The organism is Enterobacter cloacae complex sp. 2024EL-00214, assembly GCF_043945575.1.
Taxonomy (GTDB): Bacteria; Pseudomonadota; Gammaproteobacteria; order Enterobacterales; family Enterobacteriaceae; genus Enterobacter; species Enterobacter cloacae_P.
In genome coordinates this window covers 1-18,419 of the sequence record NZ_JBIMRC010000012.1, presented here as the reverse complement: position 1 = coordinate 18,419, position 18,419 = coordinate 1, and the positions used below count along the sequence as shown (strand labels likewise).

The window sequence follows — 18,419 nt, the reverse complement described above, 5'->3', positions numbered from 1 at the left end:
AGACTACTGTGATCAATCCAAATCCAAAACGTTCTGATGAGCCAGTCTTCTGGGGTCTGTTTGGCGCAGGCGGCATGTGGAGTGCCATCATTGCACCGGTAATCATCCTGCTGGTCGGCATTATGCTGCCGCTGGGGCTGTTCCCGGGAGATGCGCTGAGCTATGAGCGCGTGCTGGCGTTTGCGGGCAGCTTTATTGGCCGTGTGTTCATCTTCCTGATGATCGTCCTGCCGCTGTGGTGTGGCCTGCACCGCATTCACCACGCGATGCATGACCTGAAAATCCATGTGCCAAGCGGTAAATGGGTGTTCTACGGTCTGGCAACTATCCTGACCGTGGTAACGCTGATTGCTGTGATCACCATCTGATTCACCAGGCCCGCCCTCCGGCGGGCCTGTCATTTCTGCATTTTCCCCACCAGCCACTGTGTAAACTCGCGCATTGCAGGCGTTTCTGCCCGTGACTGCAGCCTTGTCAGCCAGTAACTTCCCAGATCAATCTGCGTCGCAAACGGCTGTACAATGCGCTCGCTATTCAACAGATGGGTAAACATACTGACAGGTGCGATGGCTACCCCCACACCTGTCTGTGCCGCTTCCAGCATGGTGACAGACGAATCAAATACCATCACCCGATGCGTTGGTGACGGTGGATGTTCTCCCGCAGCCTGCATCCACGCTGACCACTCGTCACGCCGATAGGAGCGCAACAGAGTAAATTTCAGGATGTCGGCCGGGGTGTGTAGCCCCACGGCAATGTCAGGTGAACAAAGCGGAGCCAGCGGCGCATGGCAAAGAAACGTAGCCTCCGTGCCGTGCCACGCCCCTCCGCCGTAACGGATTGTGTAATCAAGCCCTTCGGCTGCCGGGTCGACACGGTTGTTATGAGTGGAAAGCTGCAGGTCGATATGCGGATAACAGCGGCGAAAATCATCAAGCTGCGAGAATAAAACCCCCGTGGCAAAAGTCCCCACTACGCCAATTTTCAGCTTCTCCTGAGCCCGGTGGCTGGCAAAACGATCCAGCATACCGGCAATACGATCGAACGAATCGTTCAGTACCGGCAGCAAATTCTCCCCTTCCGTGGTCAGCATCAGCCCACGCGAAACGCGAACAAACAGCTGGCAGTTAAGGTGGTGCTCCAGCGTCTTAACGTGCTGGCTGATAGCAGAATGGGTCACATTCAGCTCGATTGCAGCATTAGTAAAACTGAGATGTCTTGCGGCGGCCTCGAAGGCCCGAAGCGAATTGAGAGGGAGATAGCTACGTGTCATCGGTCTTTCCGTTAGAAAAATTAACAGCTAATGCTAAATTTAACCGTTTGTCAGACACAGTCAAATCCAACAGACTACGCTTGTCTGACGGCCAGGACATCCCCATTGACTCGCTATTACGGAAGATATCTGATGATGAAAAAAACCCTTTGCTGTGCGCTTCTGCTCGGCCTCTCGTGTTCCGCCCTGGCGGCAACCCTGTCAGAAAAACAGCTTGCTGACACCGTTGAACAAACCGTTACCCCCCTGATGAAAGCGCAGGCCATTCCAGGGATGGCCGTCGCGGTGATTTATCAGGGTAAACCTTACTATTTCACCTTTGGTAAAGCCGATGTCGCGGCAAACAAGCCCGTCACAGCACAGACCTTATTCGAATTAGGTTCAGTCAGCAAAACCTTCACTGGCGTGCTGGGTGGTGATGCGATTGCCCGCGGTGAGATTTCGCTGACCGATCCGGTAACAAAATACTGGCCTGAACTGACGGGCAAGCAGTGGCAGGACATTCGCCTGCTGGATCTGGCGACCTATACCGCCGGTGGCCTGCCGTTGCAGGTACCGGATGAGGTTACTGACAATGCGTCGCTGCTGCGCTTTTACCAGACCTGGCAGCCACAGTGGAAACCGGGCACAACCCGCCTTTATGCGAACGCCAGCATCGGTCTGTTTGGCGCACTGGCGGTTAAACCTTCCGGCATGAACTTTGAACAGGCGATGACAGAGCGGGTCTTTAAACCCCTGAAGCTCACGCATACCTGGATTCATGTTCCAGAAGCAGAAGAACAGCACTACGCGTGGGGATATCGTGACGGTAAAGCGGTTCACGTTTCGCCGGGAATGCTGGACGCCGAAGCTTATGGCGTTAAAACCAGCATTAAAGATATGGCGCGCTGGGTGATGGCCAATATGTCATCTGATGCCGTATCAGATACTTCCCTGAAACAAGGGATCGCTCTTGCACAGTCGCGCTACTGGCGAGTCGGTGCAATGTATCAGGGACTCGGCTGGGAGATGCTCAACTGGCCGGTAGATGCCAAAACCGTTGTTGATGGCAGCGACAATAACGTGGCACTGGCTCCACTGCCTGCCGTGGAAATTCACCCGGCAGCACCTGCAGTGAAAGCCTCCTGGGTACATAAAACGGGGTCGACGGGCGGGTTCGGCAGCTATGTGGCCTTTATTCCGGAAAAGCAGCTCGGCATCGTGATGCTGGCGAATAAGAGCTACCCAAATCCGGCGCGCGTTGAAGCGGCTTACCGTATCTTAAGTTCTCTGCAGTAAAACATTGCCGGGTGGCGCTATGCTTATTACCCGGCAAAACCCCTACATTTTCCTTGCTGTAATCTACACTTAACAAAAAACAGTAAGGAAACAACTATGCGCATTCTGCCTGTTATCGCCGCAGTGACAGCCGCGTTTTTAGTGGTTGCCTGCAGTTCCCCTACTCCGCCTCCCGGTGTCACCGTCGTCAGTAATTTCGACGCGCAACGGTTCCTCGGCACATGGTATGAAATCGCCCGTTTTGATCATCGGTTCGAACGGGGCTTAGAGAAAGTCACAGCCAATTACAGCCCAATGGATGATGGCGGTATTCAGGTCATCAACCGTGGTTACAACCCGGAACGGGGGATATGGCAGCAGTCAATTGGTCAGGCGTACTTTACCGGCGACCCGCACCGGGCCGCGCTGAAAGTCTCATTCTTTGGCCCGTTCTACGGCGGATATAACGTGATAGCGCTCGACAGAGAATACCGCCATGCGCTGGTTTGCGGGCCGGATCGCGATTATCTGTGGATACTCTCCCGCACCCCGACCCTTTCACCAGAAATGAAACAGCAGATGCTGGACGTCGCGACCCGGCAAGGTTTTGATGTCTCAAAACTTATCTGGGTTGAACAGCCGCATTAATGTGCGCTGAGCTTCAGCCCAATAATACCCGCCACAATCAGGGCGAGGCTGGCGATGCGCGCCAGACTCGCTGACTCCCCCAGCAGCAGAATGCCGGTGATGGCTGCGCCTACGGCACCAATTCCCGTCCAGACGGCATAAGCCGTCCCCACTGGCAGGGAGCGCATAGCCCACGACAGCAGGACAATGCTCACAATCATCGCAGTAAGAGTAATCACGCTGGGTGTCAGGCGGGTAAAACCGTGGGTGTACTTCAGGCCTATCGCCCATACCACTTCGAGCAGACCGGCAATAACAAGAATAATCCAGGACATATCAGGCTCCTTAACTTAAAGGTAAGTTGGGGCCGTCCCCGGTGAGTAAAGCGCTTACGGGTCGTCCCGTAAGGCAGAGATTACGCCGCATATTTTGGTTAGCGTGCGATTTTTTTTCAATACTTTTGTGCTGAACGGGTTAAGGCAAGAAATAGCCTCAGTATGCCGCGTAGTTCCGGCATTTACCACTCATCCGACTTCCCTATGATGGTGTGCTTTCTGATGGCAGGAAGCCAAACCACTAGCCGACTGCGAATACAATATGTTCAAAATTCTTTTGATTGACCGGTGTCACTTCACCCGCGCAGGGTTTGAAGCGTGGCTCAATCATTCCGGTTTATTCCCTGGCCATTTCGTCGTGACCGGGCTGAATAACCTCATCCTCGCCAGAGAGCACATCCTGCAATGGAAACCGACGCTGGTTATCGCCGATCTGCACGGTTTCCGGCAGGATCTTCATCATTTTCAGCAACTCTCTTCTCTGCTGCATGCCAGTAAAACGTTACCCTTTATTTTACTGCAGTCGGGTGAAGAACAGGAAATGGCGGGATACCTGGCACAGTTCCCGGTATGGTCTTCGTTGTTGAAAAACGCCGACCTTGAGGAGCTGGCTGTGGTGATCAACGACGCCTTAACATCCTGTGCAAGCTTTGAAATACCGCAAGTTGCCGCCCCTCTGCTGACCCGCCAGGAGGAGAAGGTGCTGACATTGTGGATGGACGGCGCAAGCAATCAGAAAATTGCCAGCCACCTGAGTATCAATGGAAAAACGGTGTATACCTATAAACGGAATATCCGCATGAAGCTGCATATGGATACGCGTTTCTCACCGTTTTTAGCTCTGCAGGAAGCAGAAAGCTGACGGTACGGCACCCGTTAGTCCCGTACCGTTTATGATTACTGCTGAGCTTTGGTTGCCGCACCAGAGATTGCGCTACCACCTTCAGAAATATCCTGACCGACGCCACGCGCGGTATTACAGGCGGTTAAAACTGATGAAAGCACCAGAACAGAAAAGATCGCTGCAATTGTCTTTTTAACCATAATGTCGTCCTTTTATCGCCAACGTGATGTTGTGTATAGCCATTTAAGGATAGACAAAATCCCGTTAGTTGACGGAAAGGAATACGGTTTTCAGAAAATTGGACGTAATCAGCTGGCGGCGTGAGAGATGATATGCCCCAGATCCTGGACATCTTCACCGACGCCACGGGCAGTATTACAGCCAGAAAGGAGTGCGCCAGAAAGCGCTAACAGAAGCAGAATTTTAACGGTACGTTTCATCATCCCTGCCTGAAAAATCAGGCGCAGCGGACACTGCGCCTTACGTCATTTACATGAATTACTTCACGCGGGACACGTATTCGCCGGAGCGGGTATCCACTTTGATCACTTCGCCAGTCTGTACGAACAGTGGAACTTTAACCACTGCACCGGTAGACAGTTTGGCTGGCTTACCGCCGGTACCTGCGGTGTCACCTTTCAGGCCTGGATCGGTTTCAACGATTTCCAGCTCTACGAAGTTTGGTGGGGTCACAGCGATAGGCTGGCCGTTCCACAGGGTCACGATGCACTCAGCCTGATCCAGCAGCCATTTAGCGCTGTCGCCTACTGCTTTCTCATCAGCAGACAGCTGTTCGAAAGTCGAGTTGTTCATGAAATGATAGAACTCACCGTCGTTGTACAGATAGGTCAGGTTCATATCAACAACATCAGCGCCTTCAGCAGAGTCAGTAGACTTGAAGGTTTTCTCAACACGGGTGCCAGTCAGCAGGCGGCGCAGCTTAACGCGTGCGAATGCCTGGCCTTTACCTGGTTTAACGAATTCGCTGGCTTCAACCGCATACGGTTCGCCGTCCATCATGATTTTAAGACCAGCACGAAAATCGTTGCTATAGTACGTTGCCATAAGGCCCTCTAAATTTGTTAACTGGTAGCTAAGCCACAAAATGGCGCATATTGTAACCCTAAACACCCCGTCCAGAGAAGATTGGTTATCGCAACTTGCCGATGTAATCACCAGTCCTGATGAATTGCTGCGTCTTTTAGACCTCGATCAGCATCAAGAGTTGCTTGCAGGCCGTGAGGCGAAGCGGCTCTTTGCCCTGCGCGTTCCCCGCGCATTTGTTGCCCGCATGGAGAAAGGCAATCCTGATGACCCGCTATTAAAACAAACACTTACCTCACAGGATGAGTTTGTGACTGCACCGGGTTACAGCACCGATCCGCTGGAAGAGCAGAACAGCGTGGTGCCCGGTTTACTGCACAAATACCTCAACCGCGCGCTGCTGCTGGTGAAAGGCGGTTGTGCGGTAAATTGTCGTTATTGCTTCCGTCGACACTTCCCGTACGCCGAAAATCAGGGCAATAAACGCAACTGGCAGGTTGCGCTGGATTACATTGCGGCCCATTCAGAGCTGGATGAGATTATTTTTTCCGGTGGCGATCCGCTGATGGCAAAAGATCATGAGCTGGACTGGTTGCTGACCCAGCTTGAAGCTATCCCGCACATTAAACGCCTGCGTATTCACAGCCGCCTGCCGGTCGTGATCCCGGCACGTATTACTGACGGGCTGGTGTCGCGCGTTGAACAGTCTCGTTTGCAGGTACTGCTGGTAAACCATATCAACCACGCGAACGAAATCGACGAAGCGTTCCGTTCCGCAATGGCGCGTCTGCGTAAAGCGGGTGTGACGCTGTTGAACCAGAGCGTGTTGCTGCGCGGTGTGAATGATAGTGCCCACGTGCTGGCCAACCTGAGCAATGCCTTGTTTGATGCAGGTGTGATGCCTTATTACCTGCACGTGCTGGATCGCGTGCAGGGTGCGGCGCATTTCATGGTCACGGATGAAGAAGCCCGGCAGATTATGCGCGAACTGTTAACGCTGGTTTCTGGCTATATGGTGCCAAAGCTGGCACGTGAAATTGGCGGTGAGCCGAGTAAGACACCACTGGATTTGCAACTGCGGCAGAGCTAGTTTCCCTCACCCTCTCCCCACAGGGGAGAGGGAAAAAGACAATCAGTTCGGGCACTTATACACCTGGCCATTCATCTGGCTGGCCGTTGGCACGAAGCTGGACAGCATACCCTGCGTTGGGCTGCTCACACCGTAAATCACGTTACCACCCATTGCCGCAGCCTGGTTACGCAGGGCGTTTGCCGCACCACGCATAGAGCCACCTTCTTCGCCGTGTTGGCCCGACATCCAGTTGCTTTGCTCACCGCTTGCCGTGCCTAAAAACTGGCATTCGCTGCCCGGCTTATCTTCCACAAAGCGAACACCCTGACCCGCGGCCGACAGCTCATTGCTGGAGCTACAACCCGCCAGCAGCAATGCTGCCCCTACGATCCCTGCACAGACTTTTACGCGCATGTTATTCCTCGTTTTCAATAAGCTGGACAGTAGTTGTCCGTGTGTAAATCTTATACTAAAAAGATGACCAAAAGAAAAACCACCGGTCATTATCTGCGACATCCCCGCGAGAAAGCGTTACGTCCCTAAATAGATTCTGATAATAGCCGTATCGGTATCGTCTTTTACGGCTTTTTTTGCTCTAAGTAGCACTCCATTGGCGTATTTTCCTGCGCCCCAGGGATAAATTCATAAGGAGGCAGCATGAGCAATCCCCCCCACAGCCAGAGAAAAGTAACATGGTCGGGGTATCTCGTTTTCATTATCACCATTATTTTCTTTTCCGGTTTGTTCTCGAAAACCACCGAATGGTGGCGAGTGTTTGATTTTACCGTACTGAACGGCACGTTTGGTCAGGTCAATGGGGTCGCGGCAACCCCCGCCTCTTTTCGCGGTATTGGTGGCACAGGTGCAAAGGATGGCTTTCTTTTTGCCTTAGAGCTCGCCCCATCGGTCATTTTATCTCTGGGTATTATTGCCGTAACCGAAGGGTTGGGCGGTCTTCGCGCAGCACAACAGCTGATGACGCCGATCCTCAAACCCCTGCTGGGTATCCCTGGTATTTGCTCTCTGGCGCTGATCGCCAACCTGCAAAACACCGATGCCGCTGCCGGGATGACGAAAGAAATGGCGGATGACGGCACGATCACCGACAGGGAGAGGGCTATTTTCGCCACCTTCCAGACCAGCGGCAGCGCCATTATTACCAATTACTTCTCATCAGGTACTGCACTGTTTACCAGTATCACGGTTCCGGTGATTACTCCCCTGGTCGTTATCCTTATTTTTAAGTTTATCGGTGCCAATTTTTTACGCCTGTGGATTGCCCGGATTGAAAACCGACAGCTAAAGGAGCCACAAAGTGACAGCACACGTGCGTAAAAACATCATGGATATGTTTATCGATGGAGCCCGCCGTGGGTTTACCATTGCCACCACCAGCCTGCTGCCTAATGTCGTGATGGCCTTTGTCATTATTCAGGCACTGAAAGTTACGGGGCTTTTGGATATTGTCGGCAAGGTGTGCGCCCCCATTATGGCGATTTGGGGATTGCCCGGCGAAGCCGCTACCGTTCTGCTGGCAGCAGTCATGAGCATGGGAGGTGGCGTCGGCGTCTGTGCGAGCCTGGTTGCCACCAGTACGCTTAACGGCCATGATGCGACTATTCTCCTGCCTGCGATTTATTTGATGGGTAATCCAGTGCAAAACACTGGCCGTTGCCTCGGCACTGCAGGCGTGAACCCTAAATACTATCCACACATCATTACTATCTGCGTGATTAACGCCCTGCTTTCACTTTGGGTGATGCAATTACTCTTCTAAAAGAAAGCCCCCGGCATTTCTGCCGGGGGCTTCTTTATTTCCGCAAGACGCAGAACAACATGATTACATCATGCCGCCCATACCGCCCATGCCACCCATGCCTGCAGCACCTAAGTCAGGTGCGTCGCCTTTAGGCAGGTCGGTCACCATGCACTCGGTGGTGATCATCAGGCCAGCGACAGATGCCGCGTACTGCAGAGCAGAACGGGTCACTTTGGTTGGATCCAGGATACCGAAGTCGATCATGTTGCCGTATTCTTCAGTTGCTGCGTTGTAACCGTAGTTACCTTCGCCTGCTTTCACGTTGTTGGTCACAACAGATGGCTCTTCACCGGCGTTGGACACGATCTGACGCAGTGGAGCTTCCATTGCGCGCAGCGCAACTTTGATACCCACGTTCTGATCTTCGTTCTGAGCAGTCAGGCCGGACAGTTTCGCGGCAACACGCACCAGCGCCACACCACCACCAGCAACCACGCCTTCTTCTACCGCAGCACGGGTCGCGTGCAGGGCATCGTCAACGCGTGCTTTTTTCTCTTTCATTTCAACTTCAGTCGCAGCACCGACTTTGATTACCGCAACACCGCCTGCCAGTTTCGCTACGCGCTCCTGCAGTTTTTCACGGTCGTAATCGGAAGTGGCTTCTTCGATCTGCTTACGGATCTGACCAACACGGCCCTGAATCGCCGCTTCGTCGCCCACGCCATCGATGATGGTGGTGGTGTCTTTGTTGATCACAACACGTTTAGCCTGGCCCAGGTCTTCCAGGGTCGCTTTTTCCAGCTCCATACCGATCTCTTCAGAGATGACGGTACCGCCGGTCAGGGTAGCGATATCCTGCAGCATCGCTTTACGGCGGTCGCCGAAGCCAGGTGCTTTAACCGCAGCCACTTTCACGATGCCACGCATGGTGTTAACCACCAGGGTCGCCAGCGCCTCGCCTTCAACGTCTTCAGCAATGATAACCAGCGGTTTGCCTGCTTTCGCAACGGCTTCCAGCACTGGCAGCATTTCGCGGATGTTGGAGATTTTCTTGTCAGCCAGCAGGATGAACGGGCTTTCCAGCTCAACAGCGCCAGTTTCTGGCTTGTTGATGAAGTATGGGGACAGGTAACCGCGGTCGAACTGCATACCTTCAACCACGTCCAGTTCGTCTTCCAGACCGGTACCGTCTTCAACGGTGATCACGCCTTCTTTACCGACTTTATCCATCGCTTCCGCGATCAGTTTACCTACGGTTTCGTCGGAGTTAGCGGAGATGGTACCTACCTGAGCAATGGCTTTAGAGTCAGAGCACGGTACGGACAGCGCTTTCAGTTCTTCAACAGCGGACGCGACAGCTTTGTCGATACCACGTTTCAGATCCATTGGGTTCATGCCCGCAGCAACGGCTTTCAGACCTTCGGTGATGATAGCCTGAGCCAGCACGGTCGCGGTGGTGGTACCGTCGCCTGCAGCGTCGTTCGCTTTAGAGGCCACTTCTTTCACCATCTGCGCGCCCATGTTTTCGAACTTGTCTTCCAGCTCGATTTCACGTGCTACAGAAACACCATCTTTCGTGATGGTTGGCGCGCCGAAGGATTTGTCCAGCACTACGTTACGGCCTTTCGGGCCCAGGGTTACTTTAACTGCATCTGCCAGTACGTTTACGCCGCGGAGCATTTTTACACGAGCGTCGTTACCGAATTTTACGTCTTTAGCTGCCATGTTCTTATTTCCTCAAATTCTCGTGCGTAAATTACGCTTCAACAATTGCCAGAATGTCGCTCTCGGACATGATCAACACGTCTTCATTGTCGATCTTCTCGGATTTCACGCCGTAGCCATCGTTGAAAATGACGATGTCACCAACTTTAACGTCCAGTGGCTGCACAGTTCCGTTTTCCAGAATGCGGCCCTTACCGACAGCGATGATTTCGCCACGCGTTGATTTGGCTGCTGCAGAACCGGTCAGAACGATGCCGCCAGCAGACTTGGTTTCAACTTCTTTACGTTTGACGATCACACGATCATGTAACGGACGAATACTCATTGATAGCTCTCCTTTGAGAAAGTCTTTATCAGTTATGGATGACGCCGATCCGCATGCGGTTTTCCGGCTAGTGCTCTGAGAGATGGGGATAGCTTTTTCCCCCTTCAAGGGGGAGTCGAAAAAAAATTTGCGAAAGTGTTACCATCGCTTCTCTTTTGATGGTGGCAGGACGATGTAAATGAGTGGACTCAAGCAGGAGTTGGGGCTGGCACAGGGCATTGGCCTGCTCTCAACCTCCTTGTTAGGCACGGGCGTGTTTGCAGTACCCGCGCTGGCGGCACTGGTGGCCGGAAATAACAGCCTGTGGGCATGGCCGGTACTGATTGTGCTGGTGTTTCCGGTAGCGATTGTCTTTGCCGTGCTCGGGCGACATTTTCCCAGCGCAGGCGGTGTTGCACACTTTGTCGGCATGGCATTTGGCCCGCGTCTGGAACGCGTTACCGGCTGGCTATTTCTTTCTGTGATCCCGGTCGGCCTGCCTGCGGCATTGCATATCGCGACGGGCTTTGGGCAGGCACTCTTCGGCTGGCATAACGAACAACTGCTGCTGGCCGAACTGGGCACGCTGGCAATTGTCTGGTGGGTCGGCTCACGCGGAGCCAGTTCCAGCGCCAACCTGCAAACGCTGGTCGCGGTGCTGATCGTCGCACTCATTGCCGCCATCTGGTGGGCGGGTGATATCTCCCTGGCAGAGATCCCTTTCCCGGCTATCACGGATGTCGATCATTCCCAGCTGTTCGCCGCACTTTCGGTAATGTTCTGGTGTTTTGTCGGTCTGGAAGCGTTCGCTCACCTGGCATCCGAGTTTAAGCAGCCGGAACGTGATTTTCCCCGAGCCTTGATGATTGGCCTGCTGCTGGCAGGCACGGTTTACTGGGCCTGTACCGTGCTGGTGTTGCACTTCAACGCGTTCGGGGCGGATAAAGCCGCCGCCGCATCGCTGCCGGGCATCGTGGTTGCGCTGTTTGGCGTGAAAGCACTATGGGTCGCCTGCGTCATCGGCTATCTGGCCTGTTTTGCCAGCCTCAATATCTATATTCAGAGCTTTGCCCGTCTGGTGTGGTCTCAGGCGCAATATAAACCGCAAAGCCGCCTTGCTCGCCTGTCAAAACGTCAGCTCCCGTTAAATGCATTGAATACCGTACTCGGCTGCTGCGTGCTGAGCACGCTGTGTATTTACGGGCTGAACATCAATCTGGATGCGCTGATTGTCTACGCCAACGGCATCTTCATCATGATCTATCTGCTGTGCATGCTGGCGGGCTGTCGTCTGCTAAAGGGGCGTTTTAAAGCGCTGGCAGTCATAGGGGGTGTGCTGTGTCTGCTACTGCTGGCGATGGTGGGATGGAAGAGTTTGTACGCCATTATTATGCTGACGGGACTGTGGCTGTTCTTACCGAAGCGCAGTGTGGTTTAAGGTGTTGTAGGCCCGGCAGGTGCAACACCACCGGGCAAAATCAGCTTAACGATCGTCTTTGTGATCTAAACGGTCGTTCTGCTCGTCCTTACGCTGATACTCCCCTTCAAACGTATCCCCTGGCCCTGTACTGAACCCACCACCCGGCATGCGGCTGAAACGCAGGTGTGGCAGCAACTTCATGGTCAGGTGCTTTTGCACCGGCGGCAACAGCAGCAACAGACCGAGGAAGTCAGTAAAGAACCCCGGCAGGATCAGCAGCAGGCCCGCAATAATCAGCGACACGCTTTTGATCATCTCGGCAGCCGGGCTTTCGCCTGCAGCCATCTTTTGCTGCATTAACAGGAAATTTTTGAAACCCTGGTTGCGCACCAGCGACACGCCGATGACAGAGGTGAAGATCACCAGAATCAGTGTCAGCAGGACACCCAACACATGGGCAACCTGGATGAAAATTGAAATCTCAATGTAAACATAGAGAAAGAAAGCAATAAACGGTACCCAGCGCACTGGCATCTCCTGTATGGCAGGTGCCATCTGGCCCCTGTCTGAATGTGTTCGCGAAACGCGTCTGTAAGAGATGGAGACGGTTAGCCAAAATTCAATCGGTTTGCACGGATATTTTTTCTGGAAATATTAAAGCGGTGACTCATTTCACAGATTAATAATTATCATGCATTCGAGACGATAATAAGTGATCCAGCTTACGGCAATTCGCTATCATCAGCATATGATCTCGAGCATCTGGCTGATTGAGGGAATAATCGTCGGTCAGAAAATATTCAAAACCACATATATACTGTGTGTTTAGTACAATCCATCGGCAGCTTGAAAAGAAGGTTCACATGTTAAACAACATTCGTATCGAAGAAGATTTGTTGGGTACCAGGGAAGTTCCAGCGGATGCCTACTATGGTGTTCACACTCTGAGAGCGATTGAAAACTTCTACATCAGCAATAGCAAAATCAGTGACATCCCTGAATTTGTACGTGGCATGGTTATGGTGAAGAAAGCGGCAGCACTGGCAAACAAAGAGCTGCAAACCATTCCAAAAAGCGCTGCAAATGCGATTATCGCCGCGTGCGATGAAGTGCTGAACAATGGAAAATGCATGGATCAGTTCCCGGTTGACGTCTATCAGGGCGGCGCGGGTACCTCCGTCAACATGAATACTAACGAAGTGCTGGCAAACATTGGCCTGGAGCTGATGGGTCACCAGAAAGGTGAATACCAGTACCTGAACCCGAACGACCACGTTAACAAATGTCAGTCTACCAACGATGCCTACCCAACCGGCTTCCGCATCGCAGTGTATGCCTCTGTGGTGAAACTGGTCGACGCGATTAATCAACTGGGCGATGGCTTCCAGCGTAAAGCGGTTGAGTTCCAGGATATCCTGAAAATGGGTCGTACCCAGCTGCAGGATGCGGTGCCAATGACCCTCGGCCAGGAGTTCCACGCGTTTAACGTTCTGCTGAACGAAGAGACCAAAAACCTGCTGCGCACCTCCGAGCTGCTGCTGGAAGTGAACCTGGGGGCAACCGCCATCGGCACACGACTGAATACGCCGGATGGCTATCAGCAACTGGCCGTACAGAAACTGGCTGAAGTCTCTAACCTGCCGGTTACGCCTGCTGAAGACCTGATTGAAGCCACCTCTGACTGCGGCGCATACGTCATGGTACACAGCGCCCTGAAACGTCTGGCGGTGAAACTGTCCAAAATCTGTAACGACCTACGCCTGCTCTCCTCCGGCCCACGCGCTGGCCTGAACGAAATCAACCTGCCAGAACTGCAGGCGGGTTCGTCCATCATGCCAGCGAAAGTTAACCCGGTGGTGCCAGAAGTCGTGAACCAGGTCTGCTTTAAAGTCATCGGTAACGACACCACCGTGACAATGGCCTCTGAAGCGGGTCAGCTGCAGCTGAACGTGATGGAGCCTGTCATTGGCCAGGCGATGTTTGAATCTATCCACATCCTGACTAATGCCTGCTACAACCTGCTGGAAAAATGCATTAACGGCATTACCGCGAACAAATCCGTGTGTGAAGGCTATGTGTATAACTCCATCGGGATCGTCACCTATCTCAACCCGTTCATCGGCCACCATAACGGCGACATCGTCGGTAAGATTTGTGCCGAAACCGGTAAGAGCGTGCGTGAAGTGGTACTGGAGCGTGGGCTGTTGACCGAAGCCGAGCTGGACGATATTTTCTCGGCGCAAAACCTGATGCACCCGGCCTATAAAGCGAAACGTTATACCGATGAAAGCGAACAGTAACAGTTCAGGCTAAGCTTGCGAAAGGCACGTCACTTGTGACGTGCCTTTTTTCTTTTTAGGCGTTACCAAAATACAACAATTCAATATCAACTTGTTAATAAACAAGGCAGGTCCTTATGTTTGGAGCAGAACTCGTCATCGTCTTGTTGGCGATTTATTTGGGAGCAAGACTCGGGGGTATCGGCATCGGTTTTGCTGGTGGTCTCGGGGTGCTCGTTCTTACCCTTATCTTTCAAATCAAACCCGGCGCAATTCCTTTTGACGTCATCGAAATCATCATGGCGGTCATTGCCGCTATCGCAGCCATGCAGGTGGCAGGCGGTATGGACTACCTGGTGAGCCTGGCGGAGCGTATGTTGCGCCGCCATCCAAAATACATCACTTTCCTTGCCCCGCTGGTGACCTGGTTTATGACCATTCTCGCCGGTACTGGCCACACCGCGTTCTCTACGCTGCCGGTGATCACTGAAGTGGCGAAAGAGCAGGGTATTCGCCCATCTCGTCCGCTCTCTATCGCCGTGGTCGCGTCCCAGATTGCGATCACCGCATCACCCATTTCTGCCGCCGTGGTCTTCTTCGCCGGTATCCTTGAACCGATGGGTGTGAGCTACCTGACGCTGCTGGCAATCTGTATTCCGGTGACGCTGATTGCCGTCATGATCACTGCCGTGCTGTGCAACTTCCTCGGCGCTGAGTTGAAAGACGATCCGGTTTACCAGGAACGTCTGGCAAAAGGTGAAGTGAAACTGCGTGGCAGCCAGGTCTTCAAGCTGAAGCCACACGCAAAACGTTCCGTGCTGCTGTTCCTGATCGGTATTGTCGCGGTGATGTTCTACGCGACCGCCATCAGTGACACCGTGGGTCTGATCCAGAACCCGGTACTGCCACGTAACGAAGCAATCGTGGTGTTCATGCTGACGATCGCAACACTTATCAGCATCACCTGTAAAATCGACACCAGTGAAGTGCTGAATGCCAGCACCTTCAAATCCGGTATGAGCGCCTGCGTGTGCGTACTGGGCGTGGCCTGGCTCGGTGATACCTTCGTGAAAGCACACATCAGCGATATCCAGACCGTTGCGGGTGACCTGCTGCACAATTACCCGTGGCTGCTGGCTGTGGTGCTGTTCTTTGCCGCCACCCTGCTTTACTCCCAGGCAGCCACCACCAAAGCGCTGATGCCTGCGGCACTGATGCTGGGTGTGACTCCTCTGACGGCGATTGCCTCATTTGCAGCGGTTTCTGCACTGTTCGTGCTGCCAACCTACCCAACCCTGCTGGCAGCGGTTGAGATGGATGATACCGGCTCTACCCGTATCGGTAAGTACGTGTTTAACCACGCATTCCTGATCCCGGGCGTCGTCGCGATCACCCTTTGCGTCATTCTCGGCTTTATCATCGGCGGCGTTGTGCTGTAAACGCCGGGGAGTTGTAAAAATAGTTAAAATCGGGCCGCTCTGCGGCCCGATTCATTAATGAGCAATCGCCTTGCGTGATATAGTGAAGACTTTCGTGATGAGGAGGTCGACCTGTGAACACGCCTGATGCTGTTGTTGTACTTTGTACCGCCCCTGATGAAGCCTCTGCCCAGGATCTCGCCGCCAAAGTGCTGGCCGAAAAACTGGCAGCCTGCGTTACACTCCTCCCAGGAGCCACCTCTCTGTACTACTGGGAAGGGAAACTGGAGCAGGAATACGAAGTCCAGATGCTGCTAAAAACCAATCTGACAAACCAGCAGGCGCTCCTGGACTGCCTCAAATCTCATCATCCCTATCAAACCCCGGAACTGCTGGTACTGCCAGTGGCCCACGGCGATAACGATTATCTCTCATGGCTCAACGCTTCTTTACGCTGATCCTGCTGCTCTGCAGCACGTCAGTTTTTGCCGGGTTGTTTGACACACCCGGCCGCTCGAATTTTATCCCTGCCGACCAGGCATTCGTTTTCGACTTTCAACAGAACCAGCATGACCTCAACCTCACCTGGCAGGTGAAAGAGGGTTATTACCTCTATCGCAAGCAAGTTAGCATCACGCCGGCTCAGGCAAACGTGGGTGCATTGCAGATGCCCGCAGGCGAGTGGCATGAAGACGAGTTTTATGGCAAAAGTGAAATTTATCGCCAGCACTTAAGCGTACCCGTCACGGTTAATCAGGCCGGGAAAGGGGCCACGCTGACCGTCACATATCAGGGCTGCGCCGACGCTGGCTTCTGCTATCCACCGGAAACGAAGATTGTTCCGCTGAGCGAAGTGAAAACTGTCACTGACGTTTCCCCGCGCCCCTCCGGGGAGAGGGTCAGTGTGAGGGGAGAAGGCGAAACCACTTCAGACCTCCCCTTCTCCGCACTCTGGGCCTTACTGATTGGCATTGGCATCGCCTTTACGCCGTGTGTGCTGCCAATGTACCCGCTGATTTCCGGTATTGTGCTTGGCGGTAAGCAACGTCTTTCCACCGCCCGTGCGCTGCTGCTGGCCTTTATTTACGTGCAGGGTATGGCATTGACCTACACGGCACTTGGTCTCGTGGTCGCTGCTGCCGGGCTACAGTTCCAGGCAGCGCTGCAACACCCTTATGTGCTCATCGGCCTGTCAGTCGTGTTTATTCTGCTGGCCCTGTCGATGTTTGGTCTGTTCACCCTGCAGTTGCCCTCCTCCCTGCAAACCCGCTTAACGCTGATGAGCAACCGTCAGCAAGGCGGATCGGCAGGTGGCGTATTTGCGATGGGTGCCATTGCCGGGTTGATTTGCTCCCCCTGCACAACCGCACCACTCAGCGCTATCTTGTTGTACATCGCTCAGAGCGGCAATATGTGGCTTGGCGGTGGTACGTTGTATCTGTATGCACTGGGCATGGGTCTGCCGCTGATCATGATGACGGTATTTGGTAACCGTCTGCTGCCGAAGAGTGGCCCGTGGATGGAGACGGTGAAAACCGCGTTTGGTTTTGTCATTCTGGCGCTGCCGGTGTTCCTGCTGGAGCGCATCATTGGTGACGTCTGGGGCATTCGTCTGTGGGCGATGCTTGGCGTCGCATTCTTTGCCTGGGCGTTTATCGTTAGCCTGGGGGCAAAAAAACCGTGGATGCGCCTGGTGCAAATCCTGCTGCTCGCGGCTGCACTGGTGAGCGTGCGCCCACTTCAGGACTGGGCATTTGGCGCTCCGGCTACGCAAACGCAGGCACACCTGAACTTCACGCAGATTAAGAACGTAGACGAACTTAACAGTGCCCTGGCGCAGGCTAAAGGTAAACCGGTTATGCTCGATCTCTATGCTGACTGGTGTGTGGCCTGTAAAGAGTTTGAAAAATACACCTTTAGCGACCCACAGGTGCAAAACGCGCTGAAAGAAACGGTTCTGCTTCAGGTGGACGTTACAGCAAACAGCGCGCAGGATAAGACCCTGCTGAAGCAACTTAATGTGCTTGGGCTGCCCACTATCTTATTCTTCAATGAACAAGGTGAAGAGCAGCCGATGCAGCGTGTAACCGGGTTTATGGATGCGGCGGCATTCAGCGCACATTTGCGCGATCACCAACCATAAACAACACTTTAAACGGGACAACCGTTGGGAATAGCGGAGGAGAAAACCGTGCAACGTGAAGACGTACTGGGACAAGCCCTGCAATTACTTGAGATTCAAGGGATCGCCAGCACCACGCTTGAGATGGTAGCCGACCGTATCGATTACCCTCTGAATGAGCTAAAGCGCTTCTGGCCCGATAAAGAAGCGCTGCTTTATGATGCCCTGCGCCATCTCAGCCAACAGGTTGATGTCTGGCGCAGACAGTTGATGCTGAATGAAGAACTGACTGCGGAACAAAAGCTGCTGGCACGCTATACTGCGCTGACCGAATGTGTGAGCAACAACCGCTATCCAGGCTGCCTTTTTATCGCTGCCTGTACGTTCTTCCCCGACCCCAGCCATCCGATCCACCAGTTAGCAGATCAGCAAAAACGTGCGGCGCATGATTTTACCCACGAGCTGCTGACCATGCTTGAAGTGGATGACCCGGCGATGGTGGCGAAACAGATGGAACTGGTGCTGGAAGGTTGCCTGAGCCGCATGCTGGTGAACCGTAGCCAGGCCGATGTGGATACCGCGCACCGTCTGGCTGAAGACATACTGCGTTTTGCCCAGTGTCGTATGGGTGGCGCACTGACCTGATTCAGGGACGTGCAACGGATATCATCAGGAACCACTTAACACGGGCTCGGTCTGAACGATTTATGCAATTTCGACGCACAAACCGACAAATTGCCGCAAACTTAAGCAGTTGAACCGTTTTTCCCGAAATAATGTTGACGGCCATGCTCGATTGCGGTTTAATGCGCTCCGTTGCCCGGATAGCTCAGTCGGTAGAGCAGGGGATTGAAAATCCCCGTGTCCTTGGTTCGATTCCGAGTCCGGGCACCACTCATTTATAACCCTCGCTTCGGCGGGGGTTTTGCTTTTTGAGTCA

The 18,419-nt window shown here is 53.4% G+C and carries 22 protein-coding genes and 1 tRNA gene; 14 read left to right on the top strand and 9 right to left on the bottom strand.

The genetic code is table 11. From position 1 onward, the window contains the following. The first annotated feature begins 8 nt into the window (after positions 1 to 8). Entirely contained in the window at positions 9 to 368 is a 360-nt protein-coding gene (gene frdD, locus ACHHZ6_RS14305; protein WP_128312491.1) for a fumarate reductase subunit FrdD, read from the top strand. Between the two features lie 29 nt (positions 369 to 397). On the opposite strand, the gene ampR is transcribed toward frdD, so the two are convergent. After that, positions 398 to 1,273, bottom strand: coding sequence for a LysR family transcriptional regulator AmpR (ampR, locus tag ACHHZ6_RS14300; RefSeq protein ID WP_182273472.1), 876 nt, complete (start codon positions 1,271 to 1,273; stop codon positions 398 to 400). Positions 1,274 to 1,405: 132 nt separating this feature from the next. On the opposite strand from ampR, the gene ampC reads away from it, so the two are divergent. Both ampC and ACHHZ6_RS14290 read left to right on the top strand, forming a co-directional pair. Further along, positions 1,406 to 2,551 carry a CMY2/MIR/ACT/EC family class C beta-lactamase gene (gene ampC, locus ACHHZ6_RS14295; RefSeq protein WP_182273471.1) on the top strand — a complete coding sequence of 382 codons (1,146 nt, stop codon included), beginning with the start codon at positions 1,406 to 1,408 and terminating at the stop codon, positions 2,549 to 2,551. Positions 2,552 to 2,647: 96 nt separating this feature from the next. Further along, positions 2,648 to 3,178 carry a lipocalin family protein gene (locus ACHHZ6_RS14290; RefSeq protein WP_182273470.1) on the top strand — a complete coding sequence of 177 codons (531 nt, stop codon included), beginning with the start codon at positions 2,648 to 2,650 and terminating at the stop codon, positions 3,176 to 3,178. On the opposite strand, the gene sugE is transcribed toward ACHHZ6_RS14290, so the two are convergent. After that, entirely contained in the window at positions 3,175 to 3,492 is a 318-nt protein-coding gene (gene sugE, locus ACHHZ6_RS14285) for a quaternary ammonium compound efflux SMR transporter SugE (protein WP_182273469.1), read from the bottom strand. The genes ACHHZ6_RS14290 and sugE overlap by 4 nt on opposite strands. A gap of 262 nt (positions 3,493 to 3,754) precedes the next feature. Between sugE and ACHHZ6_RS14280 the strand changes: the two genes are divergently transcribed. After that, a complete protein-coding gene (locus ACHHZ6_RS14280; protein WP_182273468.1) occupies positions 3,755 to 4,354 on the top strand; it encodes a LuxR C-terminal-related transcriptional regulator in 600 nt (199 codons plus the stop codon). Positions 4,355 to 4,389: 35 nt separating this feature from the next. Here the strand turns inward: ACHHZ6_RS14280 and ecnB are convergent, their stop codons facing one another. From ecnB to efp, 3 genes are all read right to left on the bottom strand, one after another. Next, a complete protein-coding gene (gene ecnB, locus ACHHZ6_RS14275; protein WP_182273467.1) occupies positions 4,390 to 4,536 on the bottom strand; it encodes a lipoprotein toxin entericidin B in 147 nt (48 codons plus the stop codon). A gap of 108 nt (positions 4,537 to 4,644) precedes the next feature. Continuing rightward, complete coding sequence (locus ACHHZ6_RS14270; protein WP_182919993.1) at positions 4,645 to 4,776, bottom strand: entericidin A/B family lipoprotein; 132 nt, start codon at positions 4,774 to 4,776, stop codon at positions 4,645 to 4,647. 58 nt (positions 4,777 to 4,834) lie between these two features. Beyond that, positions 4,835 to 5,401, bottom strand: a complete 567-nt coding sequence (gene efp, locus ACHHZ6_RS14265; protein WP_010427766.1) for an elongation factor P — start codon at positions 5,399 to 5,401, stop codon at positions 4,835 to 4,837. A 40-nt stretch (positions 5,402 to 5,441) separates the two neighbouring features. Here efp and epmB point away from each other — a divergent pair, with 40 nt between their 5' ends. Continuing rightward, entirely contained in the window at positions 5,442 to 6,470 is a 1,029-nt protein-coding gene (gene epmB / locus ACHHZ6_RS14260) for an EF-P beta-lysylation protein EpmB (protein WP_182273466.1), read from the top strand. Positions 6,471 to 6,512: 42 nt separating this feature from the next. On the opposite strand, the gene ACHHZ6_RS14255 is transcribed toward epmB, so the two are convergent. After that, positions 6,513 to 6,866 (bottom strand): DUF4156 domain-containing protein, encoded by a 354-nt coding sequence (locus tag ACHHZ6_RS14255; RefSeq protein WP_182273465.1) that lies wholly within the window; start codon positions 6,864 to 6,866, stop codon positions 6,513 to 6,515. A 243-nt stretch (positions 6,867 to 7,109) separates the two neighbouring features. On the opposite strand from ACHHZ6_RS14255, the gene ACHHZ6_RS14250 reads away from it, so the two are divergent. Then, positions 7,110 to 7,787, top strand: a complete 678-nt coding sequence (locus ACHHZ6_RS14250; RefSeq protein ID WP_395122455.1) for a nucleoside recognition domain-containing protein — start codon at positions 7,110 to 7,112, stop codon at positions 7,785 to 7,787. After that, positions 7,768 to 8,229, top strand: coding sequence for a YjiG family protein (locus ACHHZ6_RS14245; protein ID WP_395122454.1), 462 nt, complete (start codon positions 7,768 to 7,770; stop codon positions 8,227 to 8,229). The genes ACHHZ6_RS14250 and ACHHZ6_RS14245 overlap by 20 nt, the downstream gene beginning before the upstream one ends. A 63-nt stretch (positions 8,230 to 8,292) precedes the next feature. Here the strand turns inward: ACHHZ6_RS14245 and groL are convergent, their stop codons facing one another. Together groL and ACHHZ6_RS14235 are read right to left on the bottom strand one after the other, a co-directional pair. After that, complete coding sequence (gene groL, locus ACHHZ6_RS14240) at positions 8,293 to 9,936, bottom strand: chaperonin GroEL (RefSeq protein WP_182273462.1); 1,644 nt, start codon at positions 9,934 to 9,936, stop codon at positions 8,293 to 8,295. 31 nt (positions 9,937 to 9,967) lie between these two features. Continuing rightward, positions 9,968 to 10,261 (bottom strand): co-chaperone GroES, encoded by a 294-nt coding sequence (locus ACHHZ6_RS14235; RefSeq protein ID WP_048971807.1) that lies wholly within the window; start codon positions 10,259 to 10,261, stop codon positions 9,968 to 9,970. 178 nt (positions 10,262 to 10,439) lie between these two features. Between ACHHZ6_RS14235 and yjeH the strand changes: the two genes are divergently transcribed. After that, positions 10,440 to 11,678, top strand: coding sequence for an L-methionine/branched-chain amino acid transporter (gene yjeH / locus ACHHZ6_RS14230; protein ID WP_182273461.1), 1,239 nt, complete (start codon positions 10,440 to 10,442; stop codon positions 11,676 to 11,678). A gap of 45 nt (positions 11,679 to 11,723) precedes the next feature. Here yjeH and ACHHZ6_RS14225 read toward each other — a convergent pair whose 3' ends face one another. After that, positions 11,724 to 12,188: an FxsA family protein gene (locus ACHHZ6_RS14225; protein ID WP_182274609.1), complete on the bottom strand. Its 465-nt coding sequence runs from the start codon at positions 12,186 to 12,188 to the stop codon at positions 11,724 to 11,726. A gap of 335 nt (positions 12,189 to 12,523) precedes the next feature. Here ACHHZ6_RS14225 and aspA point away from each other — a divergent pair, with 335 nt between their 5' ends. The 6 genes from aspA (at position 12,524) to ACHHZ6_RS14195 (ending at position 18,373) form a co-directional block, all read left to right on the top strand. Continuing rightward, positions 12,524 to 13,960 carry an aspartate ammonia-lyase gene (gene aspA, locus ACHHZ6_RS14220; protein ID WP_182273460.1) on the top strand — a complete coding sequence of 479 codons (1,437 nt, stop codon included), beginning with the start codon at positions 12,524 to 12,526 and terminating at the stop codon, positions 13,958 to 13,960. A gap of 116 nt (positions 13,961 to 14,076) precedes the next feature. Next, positions 14,077 to 15,378: an anaerobic C4-dicarboxylate transporter gene (locus tag ACHHZ6_RS14215; RefSeq protein ID WP_182273459.1), complete on the top strand. Its 1,302-nt coding sequence runs from the start codon at positions 14,077 to 14,079 to the stop codon at positions 15,376 to 15,378. A 113-nt stretch (positions 15,379 to 15,491) separates the two neighbouring features. Next, positions 15,492 to 15,815: a divalent cation tolerance protein CutA gene (gene cutA / locus ACHHZ6_RS14210; RefSeq protein WP_182273458.1), complete on the top strand. Its 324-nt coding sequence runs from the start codon at positions 15,492 to 15,494 to the stop codon at positions 15,813 to 15,815. Then, complete coding sequence (locus ACHHZ6_RS14205) at positions 15,791 to 17,500, top strand: protein-disulfide reductase DsbD (protein WP_196390716.1); 1,710 nt, start codon at positions 15,791 to 15,793, stop codon at positions 17,498 to 17,500. The genes cutA and ACHHZ6_RS14205 overlap by 25 nt, the downstream gene beginning before the upstream one ends. Positions 17,501 to 17,548: 48 nt before the next feature. After that, positions 17,549 to 18,124, top strand: coding sequence for a transcriptional regulator (locus tag ACHHZ6_RS14200; RefSeq protein WP_182919282.1), 576 nt, complete (start codon positions 17,549 to 17,551; stop codon positions 18,122 to 18,124). A 173-nt stretch (positions 18,125 to 18,297) separates the two neighbouring features. Next, positions 18,298 to 18,373, top strand: a tRNA-Phe gene (locus tag ACHHZ6_RS14195). The last annotated feature ends 46 nt before the right edge of the window (positions 18,374 to 18,419 follow it).

Coding starts and splice junctions, on each gene's coding strand:
- ampR (WP_182273472.1), bottom strand. CDS start 1,273: ATGACACGTAGCTATCTCCCTCTCAATTCGCTTCGGGCCTTCGAGGCC.
- ACHHZ6_RS14270 (WP_182919993.1), bottom strand. CDS start 4,776: ATGAAACGTACCGTTAAAATTCTGCTTCTGTTAGCGCTTTCTGGCGCA.
- efp (WP_010427766.1), bottom strand. CDS start 5,401: ATGGCAACGTACTATAGCAACGATTTTCGTGCTGGTCTTAAAATCATG.
- sugE (WP_182273469.1), bottom strand. CDS start 3,492: ATGTCCTGGATTATTCTTGTTATTGCCGGTCTGCTCGAAGTGGTATGG.
- epmB (WP_182273466.1), top strand. CDS start 5,442: ATGGCGCATATTGTAACCCTAAACACCCCGTCCAGAGAAGATTGGTTA.
- ACHHZ6_RS14250 (WP_395122455.1), top strand. CDS start 7,110: ATGAGCAATCCCCCCCACAGCCAGAGAAAAGTAACATGGTCGGGGTAT.
- groL (WP_182273462.1), bottom strand. CDS start 9,936: ATGGCAGCTAAAGACGTAAAATTCGGTAACGACGCTCGTGTAAAAATG.
- ACHHZ6_RS14235 (WP_048971807.1), bottom strand. CDS start 10,261: ATGAGTATTCGTCCGTTACATGATCGTGTGATCGTCAAACGTAAAGAA.
- ampC (WP_182273471.1), top strand. CDS start 1,406: ATGATGAAAAAAACCCTTTGCTGTGCGCTTCTGCTCGGCCTCTCGTGT.
- ACHHZ6_RS14280 (WP_182273468.1), top strand. CDS start 3,755: ATGTTCAAAATTCTTTTGATTGACCGGTGTCACTTCACCCGCGCAGGG.
- ecnB (WP_182273467.1), bottom strand. CDS start 4,536: ATGGTTAAAAAGACAATTGCAGCGATCTTTTCTGTTCTGGTGCTTTCA.
- yjeH (WP_182273461.1), top strand. CDS start 10,440: ATGAGTGGACTCAAGCAGGAGTTGGGGCTGGCACAGGGCATTGGCCTG.
- ACHHZ6_RS14205 (WP_196390716.1), top strand. CDS start 15,791: ATGGCTCAACGCTTCTTTACGCTGATCCTGCTGCTCTGCAGCACGTCA.
- ACHHZ6_RS14255 (WP_182273465.1), bottom strand. CDS start 6,866: ATGCGCGTAAAAGTCTGTGCAGGGATCGTAGGGGCAGCATTGCTGCTG.
- ACHHZ6_RS14290 (WP_182273470.1), top strand. CDS start 2,648: ATGCGCATTCTGCCTGTTATCGCCGCAGTGACAGCCGCGTTTTTAGTG.
- aspA (WP_182273460.1), top strand. CDS start 12,524: ATGTTAAACAACATTCGTATCGAAGAAGATTTGTTGGGTACCAGGGAA.
- ACHHZ6_RS14215 (WP_182273459.1), top strand. CDS start 14,077: ATGTTTGGAGCAGAACTCGTCATCGTCTTGTTGGCGATTTATTTGGGA.